Below are 23,939 nucleotides of genomic sequence, written 5' to 3' on the forward strand. Positions count from 1 at the left end.
ACGCGCTCCCGCGCCGACGCGCCCGCGGGATGTCGCTCCCTCGCCCACCCCTACACTTGGACACTAGCTTCGACGCATGGAGCCTCTCCCCACCGACTCGCTGACGCAACGCCTCCGGGCGGGGCGCCGCGCGCGCCAGAACGAGAAGATCCTTCAGGAGAAGGACATCGAGCGCAAGACCGAGGAGCGGCAAGAGGCCGCGCGCACCCAGTCGGTTCCGGGCGAGGCCTTCTTCGCCGAGGTGGGCGGGCTGTTCGGCTTCATCGGTCGGTTCCTCTCACGGGTCTGGCGGCGGCCGTTCGAGGTCAAGGAGCTGATCAACCAGATGGACGAGGTGGGGGTCAAGAGCCTCACTCTGACCGGCGTCGTCGGCTTCTCGATTGGGATCGTGCTGGCGATGCAGAGCCGCGGGACGCTGGCGCGCTTCGGCGCGGAGAGCTTCCTGCCGTCGATGCTGGCGCTGAGCGTGATCAAGGAGATCGGGCCGGTGCTGACGAGCCTCGTGCTGGCCGGCCGGCTCGGCGCGGGCATGGGCGCCGAACTCGGGTCGATGAAGGTGACCGAGCAGATCGACGCGCTGGAGGTGGCCGCGCTGAAGCCGTTCCACTACCTCGTCATCACGCGCGTCCTCGCCTGCGTGATCATGTTTCCCATCATGACGATGATCTCGGACATCCTCGCGCTCACGGGCGGCTACCTGGAGGCTTGGCTCTCCGACGGCATGGACATCCGCGTGTTCATCGCGACCGCCTTCGACACGCTCCGCTTCGTGGACGTGGGCGTGGACACGATGAAGACGTCCGTGTTCGGGTTCATCGTTGGCATTGTGAGTTGCTACCTGGGCTACAACGTCCGCGGCGGGACGCGCGAGGTCGGCCGGGCAGCCATGCAGGCGGTCGTCATCTCCAGCCTCCTCATCCTCCTCGCCGACGTGGTCGTGGTTCGGCTCTCGATCATGATCTTCGGCGACATCTCCGGCTCCGCCTAGCGGCACGAGGCACCGGGGACGAGATCCGCCCTCCCGGTATCCTGCATCTCGCACCTCCTCACTCATGTCCCGCATCTCCGACCGTGCCGACCGCCGCCGAGGCGACGCGACCTCCGGGCCGCGCCCACTCGCCGACGAGGGCCTGCCCGGCCCGGCAGACGCGCCGACGGGAGCCCCGATGTCCGGCGTTCCGGGCGACGCCGAGCCGCACCTCGTCGACCCCGAGGCGGGCCCCGTCACGGGCACGTCGCCGCCGCCGCCCGACAACGTGGTCGTGGAGCTACGCGACCTGTACAAAGGCTTCGGGCCGAAGAAAATCCTGAAGGGCGTCAACCTGGCCATTGAGCGCGGCACGAGCGGCGTCGTGCTGGGCGGCTCGGGCACCGGCAAGAGCGTGCTCACGAAGCACGTCGTGGGGCTGCTCCAGCCGGACAAGGGCGAGGTCTGGGTGCTCGGCGAGCGCCTCGACCTGATGACGCCCGAGCAACTCGACCGCAAGCGGACCCGCCTCGGCTACCTCTTCCAGGGTGGCGCGCTGTTCGACTCGATGACGGTCTACGAGAACATGCGCTTCTTCCTCGACCGCCTCACGACGCTCACGAGGGACGAGAAGGACGACCTGATCCAGGAGAGCCTGGAGGACGTCAACCTGCCGCAGACGTCGAAGCAGTACCCGGCCGAGCTGTCGGGCGGCCAGAAGAAGCGCATCGGACTCGCACGGACGCTCATCCTCCGGCCGGACATCATCCTCTACGACGAACCCACGACGGGCCTCGACCCCGTCTCCGTCCGCGTGGTCTCCGAGCTGATCGTGAAGCTGCGCGACACGCGCGGCATCTCCTCGATCGCCATCACGCACGACCTGCTGGCGGCCGAGATCATCACCGACAAGGCCTTCTTCCTGCTGGACGGGCAGATCGCGGCGTCTGGCACCCTCGACGAGGTCCGCCACTCCGACATTCCCGCGCTCAAGGAGTTCTTCCAGGGCACCGACGCCTACGGGCACGCCTAGCCGGGCTTGCGGATGGAGACCCAGCCCGGTCCCTTCCTCCCCGGCTCACAGCGCACACGTCCTCTTTCGCTTCCCATTCTCGCTCGGGCACCGGGGCCGCCGACCCGGCGTACCCTCGTTCCTTAGCTTTCGCACATGACCCGTCAAGCCCGCCTCGGCCTCGTCGTCCTGATCGGCCTGCTCTCGGCCGTCGGGATCATGTTCGTGATCGGCAGCCAGAACAGCCTCTTCGCCGACACCTTCTCGGTCCGGGCGACCTTCAACCAGGTCGCCGGGCTCCAGAACGGGGCCAGCGTCTTCTACAACGGCATCTCGGTGGGCCGCGTGGAGTCGGTCCGCCTGCCGAGCGCGCCCGGCGAGCCGATCACCGTCACGATGGCGATCAACGAGGACGCCCGGCCGCTCATCCGCGAGGACAGCCGCGCGCTGATCCAGACCGACGGGCTGGTGGGCAACGTGATCGTGTCGCTCACCGACGGCTCGCCAGGGCGACCCGAAGTGGCCGACAACGGCCAGATCACGGGTGTCGACCCGTTTGCGCTGAGTGAGGTCTCGGACCGCCTGTTCACGTCCATCTCGCGCTTCGACTCGGTGACGGTCCAGCTTGCGGGCATCATGGGCGACGTGCGGACCGGCGAGGGCACGCTCGGCCAGTTCCTCTACGACGACCGCCTCTACGAGTCCACCGTCGCCACGGCCAACACCTTCCAGGCGACGGTCGCCGAGTCGCAGAACACGCTCCGCAGCCTCACCGCCCGCGCCGACGAGCTGGTGTCGGTGGCCGAGAACGCGTCTCGCGGCGTCGACGAGATCCTGACGCGCGTTTACACGGGCAACGGCACCGTGGCGCGCTTCCTCAACGAGGACGAGATCTACACCACGTTCCTCTCGACGGCGGCCCAGCTCCAGGAGGGCGCGGCGCAGCTCCAGACCGTCTCGACCGACATCCGGGCCATCACGGACCGCCTCAACCAGGCTGCCGGGTGGGGCGCCGTGGGCGCGTTCCGGTTCTCGGAAAACATGGAGGCGCTGAAGCACAACTTCCTCTTCCGGGGCTACTTCGAGGACCGCGGCTACTACGAGATGGCGCCGTTCGAAGTCCGGGAGGCGGCCATCGCGGAGATCCTCGAGGACCTCCAGGCGCGTGAGCGGCGCCTCGCCGAGCAGGAGCGTCAGATCCAGGAGGCGCTGGCTGAGATCGAGCGGCTCCGCGGCCAGATCCCTGCCGGGACCACCCCAGGCGGCGGACAGTAGCGACGGAGGCCCGTCGACCGCCCCGTAGCGACACGATGAATCGTGTCGGCCCGTAACCGCAGGGCCGGCCCACCTCGGCGCCCGGGGAGAGCGTGGGTTCCGTCATTTCGAGCGCCCGCTGCGAGCCCCGCCCCGATCCGGGTGGGCGTAGTTTCCAGCCCCCGCCTTCCCGACCGATGCCGCAGCTCCTCCCCGACGCCGACCTCGACCGCGCGGCTGCCGTGCTGGGCGTCGCGCCCGAGCGCGACGGCGCGCTGACCCGCCTCGCCCTCTCCGACCCCGCCAGCGGGCGCCGTCTCGCCGTCGAGGTGACACGGACGGACACCGGCGCCATCGTCAAGGTCTACGGTACCGAGGCGCACCTGGAGCTGCACGACTGCGCCGGCCTGGTGACGTCCGACGAGCTGGGCGAGGTCATCTTCTTCGCACGTGGGGGCGGACGCGTGGCCGGGCTGGTGATCGAGCGCGAGGCGGCGTGCTCGCTCTACGCCAACGTCGCCGAGCGGCTGCTCTCGGCCGACTTCCTGACGGTCGCGCCCGAGGTGGCGCAGGCGGCTGTGGTGCTGTCGCTCAGCGAGCCGCTCTTCGAGGGCGACTGGTCGCCGGAGAACGAGGCGTGACGCCCGAGTCGGCGGACCTCGGTCCCGACGAGGACACCGTCGAGGTCCACCAGGCCCACGACACGCGCCGACTGGACGAGGACGCGGTCCGCGCCGTCGTGGCGGCGGTGTGTGCCGGGGAGGGCGCCGAGGCGGAGTCGGTGGGCATCATCCTGGGCGACCACGCGCTGGTCCACGAACTCAACCGCGAGTGGCTCGGTCACGACTACGAGACGGACGTCGTGTCGTTCACGCTCGATGAGGATGCCCAGGCGCGCGGTGTGCTGGACGGCGAGGTCTACGTCGACCTCGACACGGCCGCCGAGCGGGCCCCCGAGTTCGGCGTGACGCCGGAGCACGAGGCGCTTCGGTACGTCGCACACGGCGTGCTCCACCTCTGCGGCCACGACGACGCGACCGACGGTCAGCGGGCCGCCATGCGGGCGCTGGAGGACCGCTACCTCGCCGAGGCGGGCGTGTAAGCGGTACACCTCGGCCCGACGTATCCGGCGGAATCCTGCGTCGGCGGTATGGCCGTTCGTGGGCTCCACTGTACCATGGTCGTGTTCTCTCCCCGCTGCCATGTCCGTTCGAGGCTCCATCCCGAAAGGGTCCACCGTCACCGTCCAGTTTCGCGCGCCCGCGGGCAACAAGGGCACTGCTGTCGCGGGGTCCGTCTGGTTGGGCTCCGGCGACCGCCAGACCCAGGACTCGTTCCTGATTCCGGGCGGCCACGAGACCCACCGCCACACCGAGCCGGGGGCGAATGCGCTGCGACTGCACCTCGACGTTCCGTCTGAGGGCGGCATCATCGAAGTCGAGGTGACCGCGAACGGGGCCCGGATCGACTCTGGGGCGACGGGCACGGACGGGTTCTGGACCTACATCGTCCAGTGATGATCCGTGCCGTCGTCCTCGCGGCCCTCGCCTCGACCGCCCCGCTGGTCCAGGCACAGTCGACTGACGCGGACTGCGCCGCTACCTACGCCGGATTCGTCGAGGCCGGTGCGCTGCCTGGAACGCCGCCCACCATCACGTCCTGCGTGGCGCTGGCCTACGTCGTCGCCGACTCCCTCGACAACGTCGGCCTGATGATGGCGCGGGCGATCCAGCCTCGGGATGTCCAGCCCGCCCGGGGGGCGTCCGGTGGCGGCAGCGGCTCGATCGGCCAGACGGACGCGCTGGCGGGCCTGGGCATCGAGCCGCTCGTCGGCGGCAGCCTCTCCGCGGTCGGCACGGAGGACGGCGCCGGGGCGCTGGCCACGCTCACGATCAACCCGCTGGTCCTCACCGGTCCGCTCGACAACGTGGACCGCCTCGCAGCGCAAACGCGCCAGTTCGACCTGAGCCTCGTGATCCCCGTCGACGACGCGGATCGTAACGACGACGGGCGGGTGGACTACATCGGGCTGCGCGGGCGGTACAACGTGATCGGCGCCGCGGGCGCGAAGGTCGTTCTGGACGAGTTGCGGGAGGCGTACCGCGGCGCCCTCGACGGGCTCGCCGTCTCCACCGACAGCCTCGCTGCGCGCATCACCCGCGCGCTTTTGGCCTCCGACGATCCCACCGCGTGCGCCGAGCACCTCCTGGCGGCAGACGGCCAGGGGTGCTCGGCCGAGTTCACTCGAACCCCGGCCTACCTGTACGAGCGTCTCGACGCCGCCGCCGCAGACGTGCGCGAGGAGGTCGACCGTCAGTACCTCGGCCTCGATCTTCGGATGGACTACGGCGACCCCACCCTCGGCACCACACCTGGAGCCGACGGGTTCGTGCTCGGCGCCCTCCTCGCCGGGGGCCAGTCGTTCGGCGAGGGCGGGTTCGCGCCCTCGCTTCGCGGGCACGTCGGCGCGATCTATACCGCCCGGGACACGATGGACACCCCGCGCCTCGCCATGGACGCGGCCCTGGGCCTCGCCTTCTCCCGCGTGTATGCCCTGCAGCGCATCGACGTGCAGGTGGGGCTGCAGGGGCAGGTCGGCGTCAGCGGTCCCGATACCGGTCTCGATACCGACCGCGACCGGTTGCTCCTGAGCAGTTCGGTGAACGTGCCGATCACAGGGACCCAGTCCGCATCGGTGCGTCTGGCGCTGCCGCTGGTCGGCGGTGGGGCCGTGCCCCTGCTCAGCATCGGCGGCAACTGGCACCTCCCGCTTCCCGGCCGACCAGGGATCTGACCCCGTCCGCCTCGGTGCCGAGGTCGGCTATCCGACCAGCTTGCGGAGCGGCTCGGCGACGCGGACGACGTGCTTCGCTGTCGACATGATGTAGAAGTGGATGCCGGGCACGCCCGCTTCCAGGAGTCCCTCGGCCTGCTTGCGCGTCCACTCGATGCCGATCTCGGGCACGTGCTCGTCCTTGGCCTCCTCCACCTCGGCGGCCAGCGCCTCGGGGATCTCCGTGTAAAAGGCCCGCGGGAGCGACTGCAGTTGGCGCTTCGAGGTCAGGATCTTGAGGCCCGGCACAATTGGCACGTCGATGCCGACCTCGCGGCAGCGCGCCGCCCAGTCGAGGTAGTGCCGGTTGTCGAAGAACATCTGCGAGACCACGTAGTCGGCCCCGGCGTCCACCTTGCGCTTCAGGTTGAGGACGTCCCACGTCAGGTTGGGCGCGTCGACGTGCTTCTCCGGGTAGCCCCCCACACCGACGCAGAAGTCGGTGGGCGCCGCGTCCAGCAGGTCGGCGAGGTAGCGGCCGTCGTTCATCGCCTGGATCTGGCCGACGAGGTCGCAGGCGTACTCGTTGCGCGTGCGGTCCGGCCGCTCCAGCTTGGCCACCCCCGTGTCGTCGCCGCGGACGGCGAGCAGGTTGTGGATGCCGAGGTAGTTGAGCTCGATGAGCGCGTCCTCGGTCTCCTCCTGCGTGAACCCGCGGCAGAGGATGTGCGGGACGGCGTCGATGCCGAACCGGTACTGGATCGCCGCGCAGAGCCCCAACGTGCCGGGTCGCTTTCGTTTGACCCGCTTGCGGAGCGTCCCGTCCGGCTGCTCGTCGTAGATCGCTTCCGCCGAGTGGCTCGTGACGTCGATGAACGGCGGATCGTAGGGCGCGAGCGCCTCGACGACCCCGAGCACGTCGGCGACGGAGCTGCCTCGCTTCGGAGGGATGATCTCGTACGAGAACAGCGGCTCGTCGGCAGCGGCGTAGTGGTCGGTGACGCGCATCGAAGGGGAGTCAGGAGTCAGAAATCAGGAATCGACGCGGCGGCCCCACTCTTGCCTGGACAAGCTGGCCCTCGAATGGCGTCTGCCTAGTTGCGCCGCAGCCACAGGTCCGCAAAGAGCGGGTTCGTCTCCGGTCGGTCCACGGGCCTCGGCTCCGAAGCGTCGCCCGGCAGGACCGGGAACGAGCCGACGGCCTGCCGGGCCCGCTGGTCGTCCATGATGTCCCGGAGGCGGACCGGCACGGACTCGCCGCGGGCAGCCAGACGACGACGACGCGAGACGGCGTCCATCGGGAGCGCCTCGTCCGGGAACAGGATCCGGAACGCCGTCACCCCTGCCCAGACGGCGAGGAGAAGGATCGTCGGGATCGTGACCGCGAAGAAGGCGACTTCGATCGGCATCGGGCTACGGCTCGGTCGGGGCGGGTGCAGGCGTCGCTTCGGCGGGCGTGCCGAACAGGTCGGGGTCGGCGGGGAGCACCAGCGGCTCCGCGTCGAACTCGTCCGCGATCTCCTCGGCGGTCGTCTGCGCCTCCAGCGCCTCGGCTTCGAGGATGTCCACCGGGACCGCCGAGAGCTCCTCGAACGTGTCGCGGAAGGCGAAGTCGAGCACCGTGAACGCGAAGAAGACGATCAGGAAGGACGTGCTGCCGAGGAAGACCAGCGTGTTGGTACCCGTCTTCTCGTCCTTCAGGCCCATGAATCGGGAGGCGACCCAGTAGACTTTCGTACCCGCGATGGCGAGCGCCAGCGGCACGCTCAGCCAGCCGACGGGCAGCGCCGGGTACTCGAACTCCAGCCCGAAGACGTTGGCGTAGCCGCGCTCCCAGAGCGCGAGCACGACCGTCAGGATGGTCAGCCCGACGAGGACGCCGAACGTCTTCTTGAGTGTCCCGGCGTCGAACACATGGTGGTGGTGATCGCCGTGGCCGCCATGTCCCTCAGAATGTGTGTGGTCTGCCATAGTCGGTAGTCGCAGCGCGTGACCGAGTCACGCCCGCCGCACTAGATGAGGTACATGAGGGGGAAGACAAAAATCCAGATGATGTCCACGATGTGCCAGTACAGGCCCACGTTCTCGACCGGTGTGTACCACACCGACGAGTAGCGTCCCTTCATCGAGAAGACCGTCAGGAAGCCGATCGCGATGATCCCGATCAGGATGTGGATGGCGTGGATGCCCGTCATCACGTAGTAGATCGAGAAGAAGATGCCCGCGCGGCGTTGGAAGAAGATCTCCTCTTTGGCCTCGGCGCGGCTCAGCGGCTCCGCCTCGGTGGAGGCTCCGGCACGCGCGGCCACGCTGGCCGTCGCTGCGGCCACCGATTCACCGGTGCTCCCCGCCAGACCCGGCGCGGCGTCGCGCGCGGCCTCCAGTTCAGCAGGGGTCGCGTTCACGACCGCGCCCGCCGCCTCGGCGGCCTCCACCTCTGCTCCCGACACCTCCTCGTGCGCCGCTGCTCCCTCCTCGCCTTCGTGATGCGGCGCAGGCGGGCTGTAGATGGGCGTCAGCGGGGTCGCGCCGTTGAGGTCCGAGACCGACGCGGTGCCCTCGTGCAGGACGAAGCCCTGACCCGGGTAGATGCCCTCGTGGAATTTGTGGCTGTACTCGAAGTACTTGACCACGAGGAAGGCCGAGGCCAGCACCATGGTCGCGATCAGGTTGTTGACCAGCACCTTGCGGTTGTCCATCTGCGCCCCGCGGATCGCCCATGCCATCGTCAGCGAGGACAGCAGGAGCACCAGCGTGTTGGTCGCACCGAGCACCGTGTCCAGCTGGAGGCTCGCCGCCTCGTAGACCTCGGGGTAGAGGACGCGGAAGATGCCGTACGCCACGAACATCCCGCCGAAGAGCAGGATCTCGGTCGCCAGGAACAGCCACATCCCGAGCTTCGAGGCCTCGAACTGCTGCTCCGAGGAGACGAAGAAGTGCTGGAGGTTCGACGGGTGCAGCTGGCCATCGTGGCCGACCAGCATCGGCGCCTCGTGCGCGTGGCCGTCGCCGCCGTGGTCGTGCCCGGCGTGCGGGTCGTCGACCGTCAGCGTGGTGGGGGTGGGTGTCGCCATGAGTGCAGTGTTGCGTGTTGCGTGTCGCGTGGATGCGCTCTGAGCACGCACCACGCAACACGGACCGACCTACATGTCGGTCGCGGAATCGGGCTGCGAGGTGCCGTCGTCGACGGACGTGGTCTCCTGGGGTCCACCGACCTCGACGACCGGGACCGGCGCACCGCGCTGGCTGTCGCCGGAGGTCTTGAAGAGGACCTCGTAGTCGTACGGCCCGTGGGTCACGAGCGGCGTGTGGTGGAAGTTGTGGTGGTCCGGCGGGCTGGTGGTGTGGGTCCACTCCAGCGTGGCGCCGCCCCACGGGTTGCCGGGCGCCTTGGGCGTCTTCTTGCGCAGCGACAGCAGCCCGTTGACGAGCACCACCAGCAGCCCGAGGCCGAGCACGTAGCTGCCGATCGTCGACACCTGGTGCAGCGGCTCCAGCCACGGCATGTCCGGGTAGTCGTGGTAGCGGCGCGGCATCCCCTGGCTACCCATGACGAACTGGATGAAGAACGTCAGGTTGAAGCCGACGAACACCAGCAGCGCCGAGACCTTCCCGAGCGTCTCGTTGTAGAGCTTGCCCGTCATCTTCGGCCACCAGTAGTGGATGCCGCCGAGGAACGCGATCACGGTGCCGCCCATCATCACGTAGTGGAAGTGGGCGACGACGAAGTACGTGTCGTGCAGGTGGATGTCGACCGCGAGCGCGCCCACCATGATGCCCGTCACGCCGCCGATGGTGAACAGGAACAGGAAGCTCAGCGCATAGAGCATCGGCGTCTTGAGCCAGACCGAGCCCTTGTACATCGTCCAGACCCAGTTGAAGATCTTGATGCCGGACGGGATGCCGATCAGGAACGTGATCAGCGAGAACACGACCGAGCTCACCGGGCTCTGGCCCGAGGTGAACATGTGGTGGCCCCAGACGAGGAAGCCGAGCAGCGCGATCGCGACCGAGGACAGCGCGACGGCGCGGTAGCCGTAGACCCGCTGGCGGCTGAAGGTGCCCATCAGCTCCGAGATCACGCCGAAGGCCGGCAGGATCATGATGTAGACCGCCGGGTGGCTGTAGAACCAGAAGAAGTGCTGGAACAGCACCGGGTCACCGCCGAGAGCCGGGTCGAAGATGCCGACGCCGAGCAAACGCTCCATCACCAGCAGCACCATCGTGATGCCGATCACCGGCGTGGCGAGCACCTGCACGATGGAGGTCGCGTAGATGGACCACAGGAAGAGCGGCATCCGGTTCCAGGTCATGCCCGGCGCCCGCATCTTGTGGATTGTGACAATGAAGTTGAGACCCGTCAGGATCGACGAGAAGCCCATCACGAACGCCCCCAGCGCCATTGCGATGACCGCCGTCCCGGTGTCCTTGGAGTAGGGCGTGTAGAACGTCCAGCCTGTGTCCACGCCGCCCGTCGTAATGGAGTAGAGCGCGATCAGAGCGCCCGCCGCGTAGACGTAGAGGCTCAGCAGGTTCAGCCTCGGGAACGCCACGTCCTTCGCGCCGACCATGATGGGCAGCAGGAAGTTGCCCATCGTCGCCGGGATCGACGGGATGATGAACAGGAACACCATGATGAGGCCGTGCATGGTGAACACCCGGTTGTAGGTGTCCTGCCCCATGATGGTCTCGCCGACCGTGAACAGCTCCGTCCGGATCAGCAGCGCGAGGATGCCCGCGATGCTGAAGAAGACCGAGACGGCCACGAGATACATGATCCCGATCCGCTTGTGGTCCACGGACAGCGCCCAGGACTTGATCCAGGCCCAGGCGCGGGCCAGGCCGCGGACGTCGTCGGCCGGGCGCGGCTCGCGGAGGTAGTTGTGGACGGGTTCGTGACCGACCGGGTACGACCGCGCCTCCGTCGGGAGGGCCGTCGTCGTCGGAGAGGGAGGAGAGAGCGTCGCCATGGGGGGAGCGTGCTGAAAGAGAGGCGGGGCCTCAGGGGCTTCGCGGATTACTGGGTGGCGGTCGAGTCGGAGGCCGCGCCGTCACCGGACGGCACCGTCGTGTCCGCCTCGGTGGCGGCCCCGCTCAACTCACGGATGTAGGCGGCCACGCCCGCGACCTGCGTCTCGTCGAGCTGGCCGTCGTAGGCCGGCATGTTGCCGTTCTCGTAGCCGGGCACGATGTAGGCCTGAGGGGCATAGATGGCCTGCGTGATGTAGGCGTCGTCCACGACCCCCTGTTCACTGCCGGGGCGCGGCTGGCCCCAGATGCCCTGCCACGACGGACCGACACCCGCCGAGCCGTCGATGGAGTGACACGTCTGGCAGTTGTACTGGGTGTAGACCTTCTCACCGAGGTCGACGGGCGCCATCGGTCCTGCACCGGGCGGGCCGGTGCGGAGGATGTCGTAGTACGCGCCACGCGAGACCACATGGATGCGGGCGCCCATGGCGGAGTGCGCCGTGCCGCAGTACTCGGTACACAGGACCTGATACGTGCCCTCGCGAGGCGCCTCGAACCAAACGTAGGAGTAGCGGTTGGGGATCACGTCGTGCTTGATCCGGAACTCGGGCACGAAGAAGCTGTGCAGCACGTCCTGGCTCGTCATCTCCAGGCGGACCGGCGTGCCGACGGGGACCCAGATCTCATTCGGGATCGGCGCGGCGCCGTTCTGATACGCGAACGACCACGCCCATTTCTGCGCCTTCACGTTGATCGTGATGGCGTCGGTCGGCGGGATCGACGTGCTGACGTAGGCGCGGAAGCCCCAGAAGAAGACCACGAGCACCAGGAGCGTCGGGACCACGATCCAGCTCAGCTCCAGCCACTTGCTCTCGTGGACGTCCACGGGGCGGTCGGCGTGGCTCTTACGGCGGTACTTCCAGACGAAGTACACCATCGCCGCCGTCACCAGCAGCGTCAGGATGATGCTGGCGTACAGGATGAAGTAAAAGATCGCGTCGATCTCGTGGGCCGTTGTGGACTCCTGGGGGGGCAGCCAGAGCGAGCCGCCCTCCGTCCAGAAGGACTGGCGGGTCAGCGGCGAGGCGGCGGAGTCGGCAGCAGTCTGCATCATCTCGGAAAGGTCGTCGCACGAAGCGACAACGGTGGGTCAGGGGGTGGGCGCGGGGCGGGCGTCGGCCCAGGCATCCGGGCTCTTGGCCTCGCGGCGCCAGAAGTACACGAGCAGGCCGCCGAACACGAGCAGCAGCAACCCGCCGCCGATCTTGGTCACCGTGAGAACAGCCAGAGAGTACGATTGGGCATCCTCGTCGTACTCGTAACACGTGATGAGGAAGCGGTCGAGCGCGTTGCCGACGGTGCCCTCGCTGGCCTCCAGGAGACCGAGCTTGACCGTCTTCGGGTCGAAGTCGATGCCGTAGAGGTAGCGCGTCACCGTGCCGGTCGGGCTGAGGAGCACGTTGGCCGCGTTGTGGGCGTACTCGCCCGTTCGAGCGTCCCAGGCGTAGCGGAAGCCGACGGCGTCGGCGAGGGCCTGGACGCTCGCCTCGTGCTCCTCGCCGACGGTCCAGAAGTGGAATGCATCCAGGTCACCGAAGGCCGCGAGGTTGACGAAGCGGGCCTTGGCGCTGTCGGCGCGGGCGGGCGTGTCGCGCGGATCGATGGAGACGGCCAGCACCTCGTAGTCCTCCCCGAGCGTCAGGTCGGTCTCGGCGACCGCGTTGGCCGTGGCATCGAGCACGAGGCTGCACAGCATCGGGCAGTTGTGGTAGACGAACGCCACCATCAGTGGGCGCTCGCCGTCGAGGAGCGTCGCCAGCGACACCTCCTGCCCCTCCTCGTCGAGGAACGTCAGGTCGGTGGGCACCTGATCGCCGAGGAACTCCGTGATGCCGACGGCGCCCGTGAGGCGGTTCGGCAGCGCGCCCTGACCGTCCTGGCCGTCGAGCGGCTGGAAATCGCCCGGGAGCGTGACCTGTGCCTGTGCCCCGACCGCGAGCGCGGCCCCGAACAGAAGGGTCAGAAGGGCACGGGTGATCATTTACTCGATGGTGTCGGAGGCAGCGTCAGGAGCGATGGCCTCGATGGTGTCGACGTTCTCGTCCACACCCACCTCCTCGTCGCCGTCACCGGCGGGGAGAACACGCCGGGCGATCTCGCCCTGCTGGGGCGTGTCCTGGACGGCCGAGCCCATGCCGCGCGTGACGCCGCGTTCGTTCCACTCCGCGCGCGACGTCGACTGACCGACGGAGTCGGCGGCACCGTAGCGAGCCGCGACGAGGCCCATGGCACGGGAGATCGGGAGGCCGTACGTGGAGTCGGTGCGGGAGTAGTTGCCGATCTTGGCGACCGCCTCGGTGCGCAGGATCTCCTGGTCCGTGGCCCGCGCCTCGCCCGCCTCGCGGTCACCCACCTGGGTGCGGTAGGGGATGTAGAAGAGAAAGATCAGAACCACAGCCAGCGCGGCGACGCCCACCAGGACCGCGGCCACGAGCCCGAGCAGCTGGCCCGAGGCGATGCCCTCGTCCTCGACGCCCATCTGGGCGAGGAGCGCTTCCGCCTCGGCGTCGGAGTCGCCGGTGACATCGGAAGCCTCGGCCTTGACGTCCTCGGCGCCGGCCGCCATGAGACCCGCGAGCGGGCCGTTGGGCTCGGTCTCAGCCGGGCGCGCCGTCTCGTCGACGGTCTGCCCGGGGTGCTCGTCGGAAGCTGGAGTCTTGGGAGCCTGGTCTGCCATGGCGAGAAGAACGAGCCCGCAGCCCGCTTGTTTTCAGTTCTGATTGAAAGCTACGTGGAGGCCGCGGCGTGCGCGCCGGGCCTCCCCTGATCCGTCGTCCGACGGGATCAGACGTTCTCGAAGCGCAGCGAGTCCCGGAAGGTCGGGTCGCTGTACGGGGTGATCGCGTGGCGCCCGAGGCGGACGAAGGCCACCCCGATGTACAAGCCGAAGAGACCGAGCCAGATGCCCATCTCGACGAACGGCAGGTGGGGCTCGACGACGTGCAGCGCCATGCCGGAGGTCGCCTCGTGGGCGGCCTCGGCGGGCATCGCCTGGAGGCTGGCCAGCAGGTCCCCGCCGCCGGTCGCGAGGGCTGCGTGCGCCGCCTCGCCGGTGGCGTGCATCGACGGCATCGCGATCCACCAGAGGTCCACCCAGTGCATCACGAGCAGCCAGACGGCCATCGTCGCGAGCGCGGGCGCGATCCGCTTGGTGGCGCGCGGCAGCAGAATCAGGAACGGGAGGACGAAGTGGAACAGCAGCAGCGACCACGCCACCGTCTCCCAGCCGCCCTCGAAGCGCTTGTGGAACCAGACGATCTCCTCAGGCAGGTTCGCGTACCAGTACAGCATGTACTGACTGAAAGCGATGTACGTCCAGAACACGACAAAGGCGAACATGAACTTGCCCATGTCCTGCGTGTGCTCGACCGTGATCTCGTCCGCCATGCCCGCCTTCTTGAGCAGCAACGCGATGAACGTGATCAGGCAGAGCGCGCCGAGCCAGCCGCCCGCGAAGAAGTAGATCCCGAACATGGTCGAGAACCAGTGGGGGTCGGTCGACATCAGGAAGTCGTAGCCGGCGAAGGCCGTCGCGACGGCTGCGAGCGGGATGCCGAGCGCGCTCCACCAACGCAGCTTGTCGGTGTTCTCGATCGACGGCGTCCGGTCGTTGCGGACCGACAGCGAGAACATCTTCGTGCCGAGCAGCGAGAAGATGCCGAAGTAGAGGACGTACCGGATGATGAAGAACGGCGTGTTCAGGTACGCCTGCTTGCCCGCGATGATGGCGTCGTACTCGGGCGAGGCCGGGTCGAACAGCTCGGCGTGCGTCCAGTGGAACAGGTCGTGCATGCCCAACAGGACCGGGATGCCTGCCAGCGCCAGCAGCGGGAACGAGGCCGCGAGGACCTCCGCGATCCGGCGGATGGTGGTGCTCCAGCGCGCCCGCGTGATGTGCTGGATCATCACGAAGAACAGCGCGCCGATGCTCACCGACAGGCAGAACACCCAGGCGATGAGGTAGGAGAACAGCACGCGCTGCGCACCGCCGCCCGCCAGCCCGACGACGACGCTCGCCGCCAGCAGGAACAGGCCGACGCCCACCGGCACCGTCCACCAGCGCTGGCCGCCAGTGAACCGGTAGCGCGCCGGGACGCGGTCGCCCTCGGCGTCGACGGGGTCGAGAAGGAAGGAAAGAGGGTTCGCCATGGGTTCGTGTTGGCTGCGCCGTCGCTGCCGCGGTGCGTATTACGTGTTGCGTATTGGAGTCGTCAGATACGCAATACGGAACAGGGTCAGTTCTGCCGGACGTTGTCGTTCGCGTTCCGGAGCCGGTCGCGCTCCGCCTGGGGCACGTCCGCCGAGGATGCGTTCTGAGAGCGCTGGAGGGCGCGGATGTACGCCACGACCGCCCAGCGGTCGTCCGGCGCGATCTCGTGTCCGTAGCTCGGCATCGTGTTGACGCCGTTCTGGATCACGTCGTAGATGTAGCCGTCCGGGCGGGCGCGGAGGGCGTCGGTGTGGTAGCTCGGCACGGCGAAGCCGTAGCCCTGGCCGCCGTTGCCGACAGCGACGATGCCGCGGCCGTCTCCCGCGTAGCCGTGGCACACGGTGCAGTAGATGTTGTAGCGCTCCTGCCCGCGCTCCAGCAGGTCGGCCGTGACCGGGACGGGGATGTCCGCCACGTAGGCACCGTCGGCGGTGCGGCCGTACTCGAAGGGCGCGTTGTCGGTCGTCTTGAGCTGGCCGCGCGCGACGGTGCCCGCGACGGGCGTCCGCATGGCGGCGCCGTCCTCGAAGAGCGGGTTGGCCTCCTGCGCCTCGAACCGCTGGACGTAGTCCATGTTGAGGTTCGGGTGGATCGGCGGCTTTTCGCTCTTCATGCCTCGGCAGCCGCCGAGGGCGACCGCGAGGGTGAGGGCGAGGAGGGAGAGGCGGTGAGTCATTGGGCTGTGTTGGCTGCGCCGTCGCTGCGCGGTGCGTGTTCTGTGTTGGCGTCCTCGGACACGCAACACGCAACACCTCTAGATGTCGCCGGTGGTGTGCTGGGGGACGGCGGGCGCCGGAAGCGCCGCCGGAGCGGCCTCGGGCCCGGTCACCTGAGTGACGCCCTCGTGGTCGACGAACTCGACCGCCATCGCGCCGAGGTCGAAGAGGTCGCTCGCCGTCGTCTCGCGCGAGAACGTGCCGTCGCGGCCCGAGACGTGGACGAAGAACGCGTCGTCGGTAGCCCGGCCGAAACGCTCCGAGTTGAAGAGCGGGTTGTAGGGCTTCGGCAGCCCGTTCAGCGCCAGCATCCCGCCGACGGCCGTCAGCGCCGAGAACAGGATCGTGAGCTCGAAGATGACCGGCACCGAGCTCTCCCAGGCGAACAGCGGCTTGTTCGAGATGTTGATCGCGTAGGACTGCAGTTCCGTCCACAGAAAGCCCAGCCGAGGACTTGCGCTCGTGTACCACTGCAGGAAGGCGCCCAGCAGGCCGCCGAGGATGGCGCCGCCGAACACCATGAAGCCGAGCTTTGAGACGCCGAGCCCCATGGCTCGGTCCATCCCGTGGATCGGGAACGGCGTGAACGTGTCCAGCTCGGAGTAGCCCTTCTCGCGGAGCCCCTCGACGGCGTGGACGAGGGCACCCGGGTCGGAGAACTCGGCCAGGAGACCGACGTGCTGGTTGGCCCGATCGTCGAGCGACTGGCGGATTTTGCTCAGCATCGGATTAGGCGGCAGAGGGAGCGGGACCGTCCGGATCGTCCGGGATCCCGTCGTGGTCGGAGTCGGAGGGCGCCGGGCTGGCGGTCTGCGCGAACGCGTCCTGCTGGTAGGCGGGCAGCGCGTGCGCATCGCTGTGGCCGTCCCCCGAGTGGTGGTAGAAGTGCGGGTCGGCCTGCGGCATGACGCCCTTCACCTCCGCGATGGCCACCATCGGCACGAACCGCAGGAAGAGGAGGAAGAGCGTGAAGAAGAGCCCGAACGAGCCGACGAAGAGGAGCACGTCCCAGAGCGTCGGGCTGTAGTAGTCCCAGCTCGACGGCAGGAAGTCGCGGTGGAGCGACGTGACCGTGATCACGAAGCGCTCGAACCACATGCCGATGTTGGTCGTGATCGAGATCGCGAACGAGAGCCCGATCCAGCGGCGGAAGGACTTCTTCCAGAAGAGCTGGGGGAAGATGAGGTTGCAGCTCATCATGATCCAGTAGGCCCACCAGTAGGGCCCGGCCGCGCGGTTGCCGAAGGCGTACTGCTCGTAGGCGACGCCTGAGTACCACGCCATAAAGAACTCCGTGATGTACGCGAACCCGACCACCGTCCCCGTCACGAGGATGATGATGTTCATCTTCTCGATGTGGTCGAGCGTGATGAGGTTCTCCAGGTCGTACACCTTGCGGGCCACGATCAGGAGCGTCTGCACCATCGCGAAGCCGGAGAAGATGGCGCCGGCCACGAAGTAGGGCGGGAAGATGGTCGTGTGCCAGCCCGGGATCAGGGAGACCGCGAAGTCGAAGGAGACGACCGAGTGCACCGAGAGGACCAGCGGCGTGGCGAGGCCGGCGAGGATCAGGTAGGCCCGCTCGTAGTGGCGCCAGTGGCGGTTCGAGCCGGTCCAGCCGAGGGCGAAGAAGCCCAGGATCTTGGCCCGCAGCGTCCGCCCGGCGCGGGCGGCACGGTCACGGATCGTCGCCAGGTCCGGAATCAGGCCGACGTACCAGAACAGCAGCGAGACCGTCCCGTAGATCGACACCGCGAACACGTCCCAGAGCAGCGGGCTCTTGAAGTTGGGCCACATCGCCATCTGGTTCGGCAGCGGCAGCGTGTAGAAGATCACCCACACACGCCCGACGTGGAACGTCGGGAAGAGCAATGCACAGGCGACGGCGAACAGCGTCATCGCCTCGGCCGCCCGGTTGATCGACGTGCGCCATTTCTGCCGAAACAGGAAGAGGACGGCCGAGATGAGCGTCCCGGCGTGGCCGATGCCAACCCAGAACACGAAGTTGACGATGGCCCAGCCCCAGAAGACCGGGTTCGTCAGGCCCCAGACACCCGGCCCGTTCCACACGAGGTAGGCGACCGAGAGCCCGAGGATGCCGAGCCCGGTCAGCGCCGCGCCGAAGGCGAGGAACCACCAGCCCGGCGTCTTCTTCTCGGTGTGGTACGAGACCAGCTCCGTGACGTCGTGGAACGACAGGTTGCCGCGCACGAGCGGCGCGTCCTCGAGCGTCAGCGGGGCGCCGTCCGGGTAGGTCGGCGCGCCGTCGCCGCTGGGGCGGTCGTACGCAGTTTTGGAGGTGACGGTGGCCATGTGGGCTTAGGCTTCAGCTTCGGTGTGCTCGTCGGCGCCGTGATGGGCGTCGAGCGAGTCGAACCGGGTGTCGATGCCCGCGAGGGCGGGGCTCGGGTTCCGCAGGCGGGCGAGGTACGTCAGGCGCGGCTTCACGGCCAGCTCTTCGAGGACGGCGTAGTTGCGCGGGCTCGTCTTGCTGCGCGAGACGGCGCTGGTGGCGTCCCGGAGGTCGCCGAACACGATCGCGTCGGCCGGGCAGGCCTGCTGGCAGGCCGTGACCACCTCGCCGTCGGTCAGCGGCCGGTCCTCGATGTGGGCCACCTGCTGCGTCTGGCGGACGCGCTGCACGCAGAACGTGCACTTCTCCATCACGCCGCGGTAGCGGACCGTCACGTACGGGTTGGACTGCATCTGGACCTCCAGCGGGAGCGTCTTGGTCCAGTTGTAGAAGTTGTACCGGCGAACCTTGTACGGGCAGTTGTTGGCGCAGTACCGGGTGCCGATGCACCGGTTGTACGTCATCTCGTTGATGCCGTCCGGCGAGTGCGAGGTCGCGTTGACCGGGCAGACCTGCTCGCAGGGCGCGTTCTCGCAGTGGACGCACATCATCGGCTGCGTCACCATGCCCGGGTCGCTCTCGTCGGTGCCGACGTAGTAGCGGTCGAGGCGGAGCCAGTGCATCTCGCGACCGCGCGACACCTGCTCCTTGCCGACGACGGGCACGTTGTTTTCGGCCTGGCACGCGGTCACGCAGGCGTTGCAGCCCGTGCACGCGTTCAGGTCCACCGTCATCCCCCACTGGTTGTCCGAGTAGAGCGCCTCGCCGATGCGGGGATCCTCGGAGGCCGCGTTCTGGTCGCCCCAGAGCGGGTCGAAGTTCTCCCAGGGCGTGTCCTCGACGTAGTGGCCCTCGATCTTGGCGAAAGCGGGATCGGCGGTGTACTCCTCGACCGTCGCCATGCGGACGATCGCTCGGCCCTCCATGGAGCCGTGGTCCTGCGTGCTCGCGAGCAGGTACTCGCCCGCGGTGCGCTCAACGGCGGCCGTCACTGGCGCACCAGTCAGGCTGCGGAGCCGCTCGACACGCGCCGACGGCGCGCCCTCGCTCAGCTCCATGCCCACGAACGAGGCGATGGCGCCCGCCCGGTACACGTCGGTGTCGACCGAGCCCGGCCGGAGCCAGCGGTTGAGCCGACCGAAGACGTTCATGTCCTCGATCGCGCGGTCGGTCGCGATCTCACGGCCGTAGCCCAGGAACGCCGTGACCGAATTGTCGGGGTGGCCGGGCTGGACCCAGACGGGCAGTTCCACCGACTCCCCGCCGACCGTCAGGGTGATCACCGACGCGTAGTTCTTGCCAGCGTCGAGAGCCGTGCCCTCGTAGCGGTCGGCCTGATCGAGCGCGTCCGGGTCGTACGTGAAACGGTCGGCATCGTCGACGCCGAGTGCGACGGCGGTCGCGGGCGACACCAGAGCCACCGGGTCCCAGGTCACCTTCGTGACGGGGTGCGGCGTCTCCTGCATCCAGGCGACGTTCGAGAACGCGCCGTCGTAGAGGGTCGGGTTGGTGCGGACGACCAACTCGATGGCGTCCGCCTCGGGCGCGTCGAGGCCGGAGAGGTCGGCGGAGCCGCCGCCGGAGCCGAGCGACGCGAAGGCGGTGCCCGCGACGAAGCCGTCGTGGAGGGCCGTCCGCCATGCGTTCTCGAACGGACCCGAAAGCGAGCCGCGGGCCGACTGGCGGAGGAGGTCGTACCCGGCGTTGTTGCGGCCGGTCGTGAGCGTATTGAGGACCTCCAGGTCCGAGTGCGCGTCGGCGAAGAGGGGCGCGATGAGCGGCTGGACGATGCTCAGCGTGCCGTCGTAGGCGCGAACGTCGCCCCAGCTCTCCAGGTAGTGGGTGCGGGGGACGTGCCACGTCGCGCGCTGACCGGTCTCGTCGCGGTACAGGCCGACGTGGATCGAGGTCGGGACCTCGGCCAGCGCCGCCTCGAAGCCGAGGTCGGCGGGGAGCGTGTGGACCGGGTTGGTGCCCAGCATCAGGAGCGTGCCCACCTGCCCGGCCTGCATGTCGCGGACGAGGGCCTCCAGCTGCGGGCCGACCGGCTCGACGGGCCCGGCGCCCGTGGCGAGGTACTCGACCACACCACCGCCGAACTGACCGTTGAGGGCCGCCGCGAGGGCGTGGACCTCGGCGGGCTGATGGGCGCCTGCGACGAAGGCCGCGTTGCCCCCGGCCGCCTGCACGTCCGCCACGATGGCGTCCACGAACGGCTGCATGTCCTCCGCGAGCACGGGCGAGACGCCCGTCGAGACGCCGAGACCGTTGGCGATGGCAGCGGCCACGAACGGGACCGCGCCCGCCTTGACGGCCTTGCGGTGATCCGCCATGCCGCCCGTCGTCGTCATGGTCGACTCGATGGCGTAGAGGCGGCTCATCGAGCCCCGCTCGTCGACGCGGCGCGAGGCGGCGTACTGGCGGTTGTTCCAGACCGAGTTGGGGTCCTCGGCACCGATGAAGTCGGCGTCGAGGGAGACGATCACGTCCGCCTGGGCGAACCGGTAGAGCGGGCGGGCGGGCTGGCCGAGGGCCTGCTGCGTGCCGAGCGCCTGGTGGTCGTCGAGATGGGGGTGTAGCGTGATCCAGCGCGCGCCGGGCGTGGCGGCGAGGAAGCGGTCGCGGAGGGCGTCGGCCGTGGGCGACGCCGAGGGCTCTGCGAGCACGGCGACGGCGCCGGACTGGGCGCGGAGGCGCCCTGCTGCGGCCACGAACGCGCCCCAGTCGGCACGGGCGGGCTCGCCCTCCCCACGCATCCAGACGTGGCGGCTGCGATCCGGATCGTAGAGCTGCAGGACGGACGCCTGCGCGAAGAGGTCGGTCGAGCCGCCCGAGATCGGGTGCTCGGGGTTGCCCTCGACCTTGGTCGGGCGCCCCTCGTGGCTCTGCACCAGGAGCGCGTGCCCGACGCCGCCGAGCGGCATCGCGGTCGCGAAGTAGGTCGGCACGCCCGGCACCACGTCTTCGGGCTTGCGGGCGTACGGCAGGATGGTCTCGACCGGCCGGCGGCAGCCGGTCATGCCCGCGAGGGCCGCGCTGGCGCCCATCACCTTGAGGAACGAGCGGCGGCTGGTGCCCTCGTCGGCCTCGGTCACCGGGGCGTCCGGCAGGAACTCGTTCTGGGCGAGGGCCCCGAGGGCGCCGTCGCGGCCGGCGCGGCTGCGCCACGTGGGCGCCTGGCCGGCGGCGGCCTGCGCGTCTTCGTCAGCGGCCGTCTGGGCGGCGCTCAGGACGTCGAGCTCAATCATAGTGTGTTGAACGTGGAAGGTTCAAACGTGGAAGGTTGAGGGGGCGGAGGACAGACGTTCCACCTTCAACCTCGCACGCTCAACGCTCTAGTAGTGGCAGGCCGAGCAGTTCTGAGGGGGCTTGATGCCCTCCTGCTCGATGCGCTCGCGGTTGGCAGCGATGTCAGCCTCGGTCATCTCGTCGAGATAGCCCATCTGGGTCACGAGCGACGGGTCGCGGAGGTGCTCCTCCGGGTTGCGGTGGCACTCCAGGCACCAGCCCATCGAGAGGGGCTCGACCTGCGAGACGACCACCATCTGGTCCACGCGCCCGTGGCAGCTCTCACAGCCGACGCCCACATTGACGTGAGCCGCGTGGCTGAACTGCGCGTAATCCGGGATGTGGTGGATCTTGACCCACTCCACCGGCACGCCCGTCGCCCAGCTCTCGCGCACCGGCAGCAGCTGCGCCGACTCGGTGGCGACCACGCCGTGGCAGTTCATGCACGTCTGCGTGCTCGGCACGTTGGCGTGCGGGCTCTGCTCGACGTGGTTGTGGCAGTACCGGCAGTCCATCCCGAGCTGGCCCGCATGGAAGGCGTGGCTGTACGGGACGGGCTGCTCGGGCATGTACCCGACCTCGTAGAACCTCGGCGAGAGGTAGTACCAGCCGCCCACGACGACGACGAGGCCGCCGAGGAGCACGACGAGAAGCGAAACGGCCGGGAGGGCGTTGGCGTTGCGCGGGAAAAGCTGAGGCATGACCGCTGGGTGAGGGAGCCCGTCGAGCGATAGAGGGGCGCTCGCGAAGGTAGATCGGCCCCTGAGAGGGACCCGGCGAAGATAGATAGAATGGCCGTCCCGGAGCGCGAGAACCGCCTGCCGGAGCGTTGCGGATCGGTCGCTGGAGGGCCGGGGCCGGCACCACCTTCGTCTGCCCACAGGATACCCACGCTCGCCGTCCGTTTCAGGCCGCACTGAAAGAGGCCGCGCGCGTCCGGCGTGAGAATCGGAGCGAGAGGCCGACCGCCGCCGTCGCCAGGCCGAGCGTCAGTCCCCACCAGAGGCCGGGGGCGCCGCCCCCCCACGCCAGCCCTAGCACGCCGCCGACCGTGATGCCGACGCCCCAGTATGCCCCCGCCGCGATCAGCATCGGCACGCGGGTGTCCTTGAGGCCCCGCAGCGCACCCGCCACCGACGCCTGCACGCCGTCGAACAACTGAAAGACGGCCGCGATGCCGAGCAGCGTCGCCGCGAGGGCGGCCACCTCGGGCTGAGGGTCGGCCCCGGCGTAGAGCCAGACCACGGCCTCGGGGGCGAGCCAGAAGAAGAGCGCCGAGCCCGCCATGAAGACGGCGCCGAGGCCCGTCGCCGTCCACCCCGCCCGGGCGGCGCCCGCGAGGTCCCCCGCGCCTGCCGCCTGCCCGACGCGAATGCCGCCGGCCATCCCGATCCCGAGTGGCACCATGAACGTGACGCTGGCCGCGTTGAGCGCGATCTGGTGTGCCGCCAACGCCACCTCGTGGTCGGGCAGCCGCCCGACGAGCAGGGTCGCCGCAGTGAAGATGCCCGCCTCCAGCCCGAACCCCACGCCGATGGGCCACCCGAGGCGGAACAGCGCGCCGAGGGCCTCGGGATCCGGCCGCCGCAGCCCGGCGAACACGCGAAAGCGCGCCAGCGGCCCCGTGCGGACGTACAGCGCCAGGGCGATGAACATGAGCGTCATCGTCCCGGCCGAGCTCCACCCCGTGCCGACGACGCCCAGCGCGGGCAGGCCCCACGCACCGAACATGAGCCCGTAGTTGAGCACCACGTTGGCGCCGACGCCCAGGAGCGTCACCGCGAGCACGGGCCGGGGCCGGGCGTCGCCCTCACAGAGCCCGCGGAGCGCCGTGAACAGCAGGTTCGGCACGAAGCCCCAGCGGATCGCGCCGAGGTAGGCGGCCGCCAGTGCCGCCGTCTCGGGCGCCTGCCCGGTCGCCAGGAGCACCGGCTCGGCGAACCCCAGCCCGACCGTGCAGGGGATGCCCAGGATCAGCGCGAGCCACAGGCCCTGCCGTGCCCCCCGCCCCGCGGCGTCCTCGTCCCCTGCGCCCACCGCCTGCGCGACGGTCGGCTGGACCGCGATGAGCACGCCGACGCAGATCAGCGCCAGGGTGAAGAAGGTCGTGGACCCCAGCACGATGGCGGCCAGCGCCTCGGTTCCCAACCGGCCCACCATCATCACGTCCACGAAGCTCATCGACATCTGCGAGAGCTGGACGAGGACGAGCGGGACGGCGAGCGTGAGCGTGGCGCGGACCTCGCCACTCACCGGCAGGCGAGGCATGGACTCCGTGGGGGGAGCGGCAAGCTACCCTCCCGCCCCGCCCGCCTTGGGGGGCCATTGGCCTCTG

At 69.1% G+C, this 23,939-nt stretch carries 22 protein-coding genes; 7 read left to right on the forward strand and 15 right to left on the reverse strand.

Annotated features, from left to right (window positions below):
- Positions 1-76: 76 nt before the first annotated feature.
- The 7 genes from B1759_RS07540 to B1759_RS07570 all read left to right on the forward strand — a co-directional run bounded on the left by B1759_RS07540 (position 77) and on the right by B1759_RS07570 (position 6,027).
- On the forward strand, positions 77-988 hold the full coding sequence (locus tag B1759_RS07540) for an ABC transporter permease (RefSeq protein WP_095514401.1): 912 nt from the start codon (positions 77-79) through the stop codon (positions 986-988).
- A gap of 64 nt (positions 989-1,052) precedes the next feature.
- Positions 1,053-2,000 carry an ABC transporter ATP-binding protein gene (locus tag B1759_RS07545; protein WP_198948783.1) on the forward strand — a complete coding sequence of 316 codons (948 nt, stop codon included), beginning with the start codon at positions 1,053-1,055 and terminating at the stop codon, positions 1,998-2,000.
- 135 nt (positions 2,001-2,135) lie between these two features.
- Positions 2,136-3,254 (forward strand): MlaD family protein, encoded by a 1,119-nt coding sequence (locus B1759_RS07550; RefSeq protein WP_095514402.1) that lies wholly within the window; start codon positions 2,136-2,138, stop codon positions 3,252-3,254.
- A 176-nt stretch (positions 3,255-3,430) separates the two neighbouring features.
- The gene (locus B1759_RS07555; protein WP_095514403.1) at positions 3,431-3,874 is read left to right on the forward strand and encodes a hypothetical protein; all 444 of its coding nucleotides are present in this window, start codon (positions 3,431-3,433) and stop codon (positions 3,872-3,874) included.
- Entirely contained in the window at positions 3,871-4,335 is a 465-nt protein-coding gene (ybeY, locus tag B1759_RS07560; RefSeq protein ID WP_095514404.1) for an rRNA maturation RNase YbeY, read from the forward strand. Before B1759_RS07555 ends, ybeY begins: the two co-directional genes overlap by 4 nt.
- Positions 4,336-4,435: 100 nt before the next feature.
- Positions 4,436-4,750 (forward strand): hypothetical protein, encoded by a 315-nt coding sequence (locus B1759_RS07565; RefSeq protein ID WP_095514405.1) that lies wholly within the window; start codon positions 4,436-4,438, stop codon positions 4,748-4,750.
- The gene (locus tag B1759_RS07570; protein WP_095514406.1) at positions 4,750-6,027 is read left to right on the forward strand and encodes a hypothetical protein; all 1,278 of its coding nucleotides are present in this window, start codon (positions 4,750-4,752) and stop codon (positions 6,025-6,027) included. The genes B1759_RS07565 and B1759_RS07570 overlap by 1 nt, the downstream gene beginning before the upstream one ends.
- A gap of 27 nt (positions 6,028-6,054) precedes the next feature.
- Here the strand turns inward: B1759_RS07570 and B1759_RS07575 are convergent, their stop codons facing one another.
- The 15 genes from B1759_RS07575 to B1759_RS07645 form a co-directional block, all read right to left on the reverse strand.
- Entirely contained in the window at positions 6,055-7,014 is a 960-nt protein-coding gene (locus B1759_RS07575) for a methylenetetrahydrofolate reductase (RefSeq protein WP_095514407.1), read from the reverse strand.
- A gap of 86 nt (positions 7,015-7,100) precedes the next feature.
- Complete coding sequence (locus tag B1759_RS07580) at positions 7,101-7,415, reverse strand: hypothetical protein (protein WP_095514408.1); 315 nt, start codon at positions 7,413-7,415, stop codon at positions 7,101-7,103.
- 4 nt (positions 7,416-7,419) lie between these two features.
- Entirely contained in the window at positions 7,420-7,977 is a 558-nt protein-coding gene (locus tag B1759_RS07585) for a cytochrome C oxidase subunit IV family protein (protein ID WP_095514409.1), read from the reverse strand.
- Between the two features lie 41 nt (positions 7,978-8,018).
- Complete coding sequence (locus tag B1759_RS19965) at positions 8,019-9,080, reverse strand: cytochrome c oxidase subunit 3 (protein ID WP_198948784.1); 1,062 nt, start codon at positions 9,078-9,080, stop codon at positions 8,019-8,021.
- Between the two features lie 69 nt (positions 9,081-9,149).
- Positions 9,150-10,976, reverse strand: coding sequence for a cytochrome c oxidase subunit I (gene ctaD, locus B1759_RS07595; protein ID WP_095514410.1), 1,827 nt, complete (start codon positions 10,974-10,976; stop codon positions 9,150-9,152).
- Positions 10,977-11,023: 47 nt separating this feature from the next.
- Positions 11,024-12,088, reverse strand: a complete 1,065-nt coding sequence (gene coxB / locus B1759_RS07600; protein WP_158225168.1) for a cytochrome c oxidase subunit II — start codon at positions 12,086-12,088, stop codon at positions 11,024-11,026.
- 39 nt (positions 12,089-12,127) lie between these two features.
- Complete coding sequence (locus B1759_RS07605) at positions 12,128-13,018, reverse strand: SCO family protein (RefSeq protein ID WP_095514412.1); 891 nt, start codon at positions 13,016-13,018, stop codon at positions 12,128-12,130.
- Positions 13,019-13,714, reverse strand: a complete 696-nt coding sequence (locus B1759_RS07610; RefSeq protein WP_095514413.1) for a hypothetical protein — start codon at positions 13,712-13,714, stop codon at positions 13,019-13,021. It abuts the gene before it with no gap.
- A gap of 107 nt (positions 13,715-13,821) precedes the next feature.
- Positions 13,822-15,186, reverse strand: coding sequence for a hypothetical protein (locus B1759_RS07615; protein ID WP_095514414.1), 1,365 nt, complete (start codon positions 15,184-15,186; stop codon positions 13,822-13,824).
- A gap of 86 nt (positions 15,187-15,272) precedes the next feature.
- Positions 15,273-15,923 (reverse strand): cytochrome c, encoded by a 651-nt coding sequence (locus tag B1759_RS07620; protein ID WP_095514415.1) that lies wholly within the window; start codon positions 15,921-15,923, stop codon positions 15,273-15,275.
- 78 nt (positions 15,924-16,001) lie between these two features.
- The gene (locus B1759_RS07625) at positions 16,002-16,688 is read right to left on the reverse strand and encodes a DUF3341 domain-containing protein (RefSeq protein WP_095514416.1); all 687 of its coding nucleotides are present in this window, start codon (positions 16,686-16,688) and stop codon (positions 16,002-16,004) included.
- Positions 16,689-16,692: 4 nt separating this feature from the next.
- Complete coding sequence (nrfD, locus tag B1759_RS07630) at positions 16,693-18,276, reverse strand: NrfD/PsrC family molybdoenzyme membrane anchor subunit (RefSeq protein ID WP_095514417.1); 1,584 nt, start codon at positions 18,274-18,276, stop codon at positions 16,693-16,695.
- Positions 18,277-18,282: 6 nt separating this feature from the next.
- Entirely contained in the window at positions 18,283-21,564 is a 3,282-nt protein-coding gene (locus B1759_RS07635; RefSeq protein ID WP_095514418.1) for a TAT-variant-translocated molybdopterin oxidoreductase, read from the reverse strand.
- Positions 21,565-21,651: 87 nt separating this feature from the next.
- On the reverse strand, positions 21,652-22,305 hold the full coding sequence (locus B1759_RS07640) for a cytochrome c3 family protein (RefSeq protein WP_095514419.1): 654 nt from the start codon (positions 22,303-22,305) through the stop codon (positions 21,652-21,654).
- A 205-nt stretch (positions 22,306-22,510) separates the two neighbouring features.
- Entirely contained in the window at positions 22,511-23,872 is a 1,362-nt protein-coding gene (locus tag B1759_RS07645; RefSeq protein ID WP_095514420.1) for an MATE family efflux transporter, read from the reverse strand.
- Between the last annotated feature and the right edge of the window lie 67 nt (positions 23,873-23,939).

Source organism: Rubrivirga sp. SAORIC476, assembly GCF_002283555.1.
Lineage (GTDB): Bacteria > Bacteroidota > Rhodothermia > Rhodothermales > Rubricoccaceae > Rubrivirga.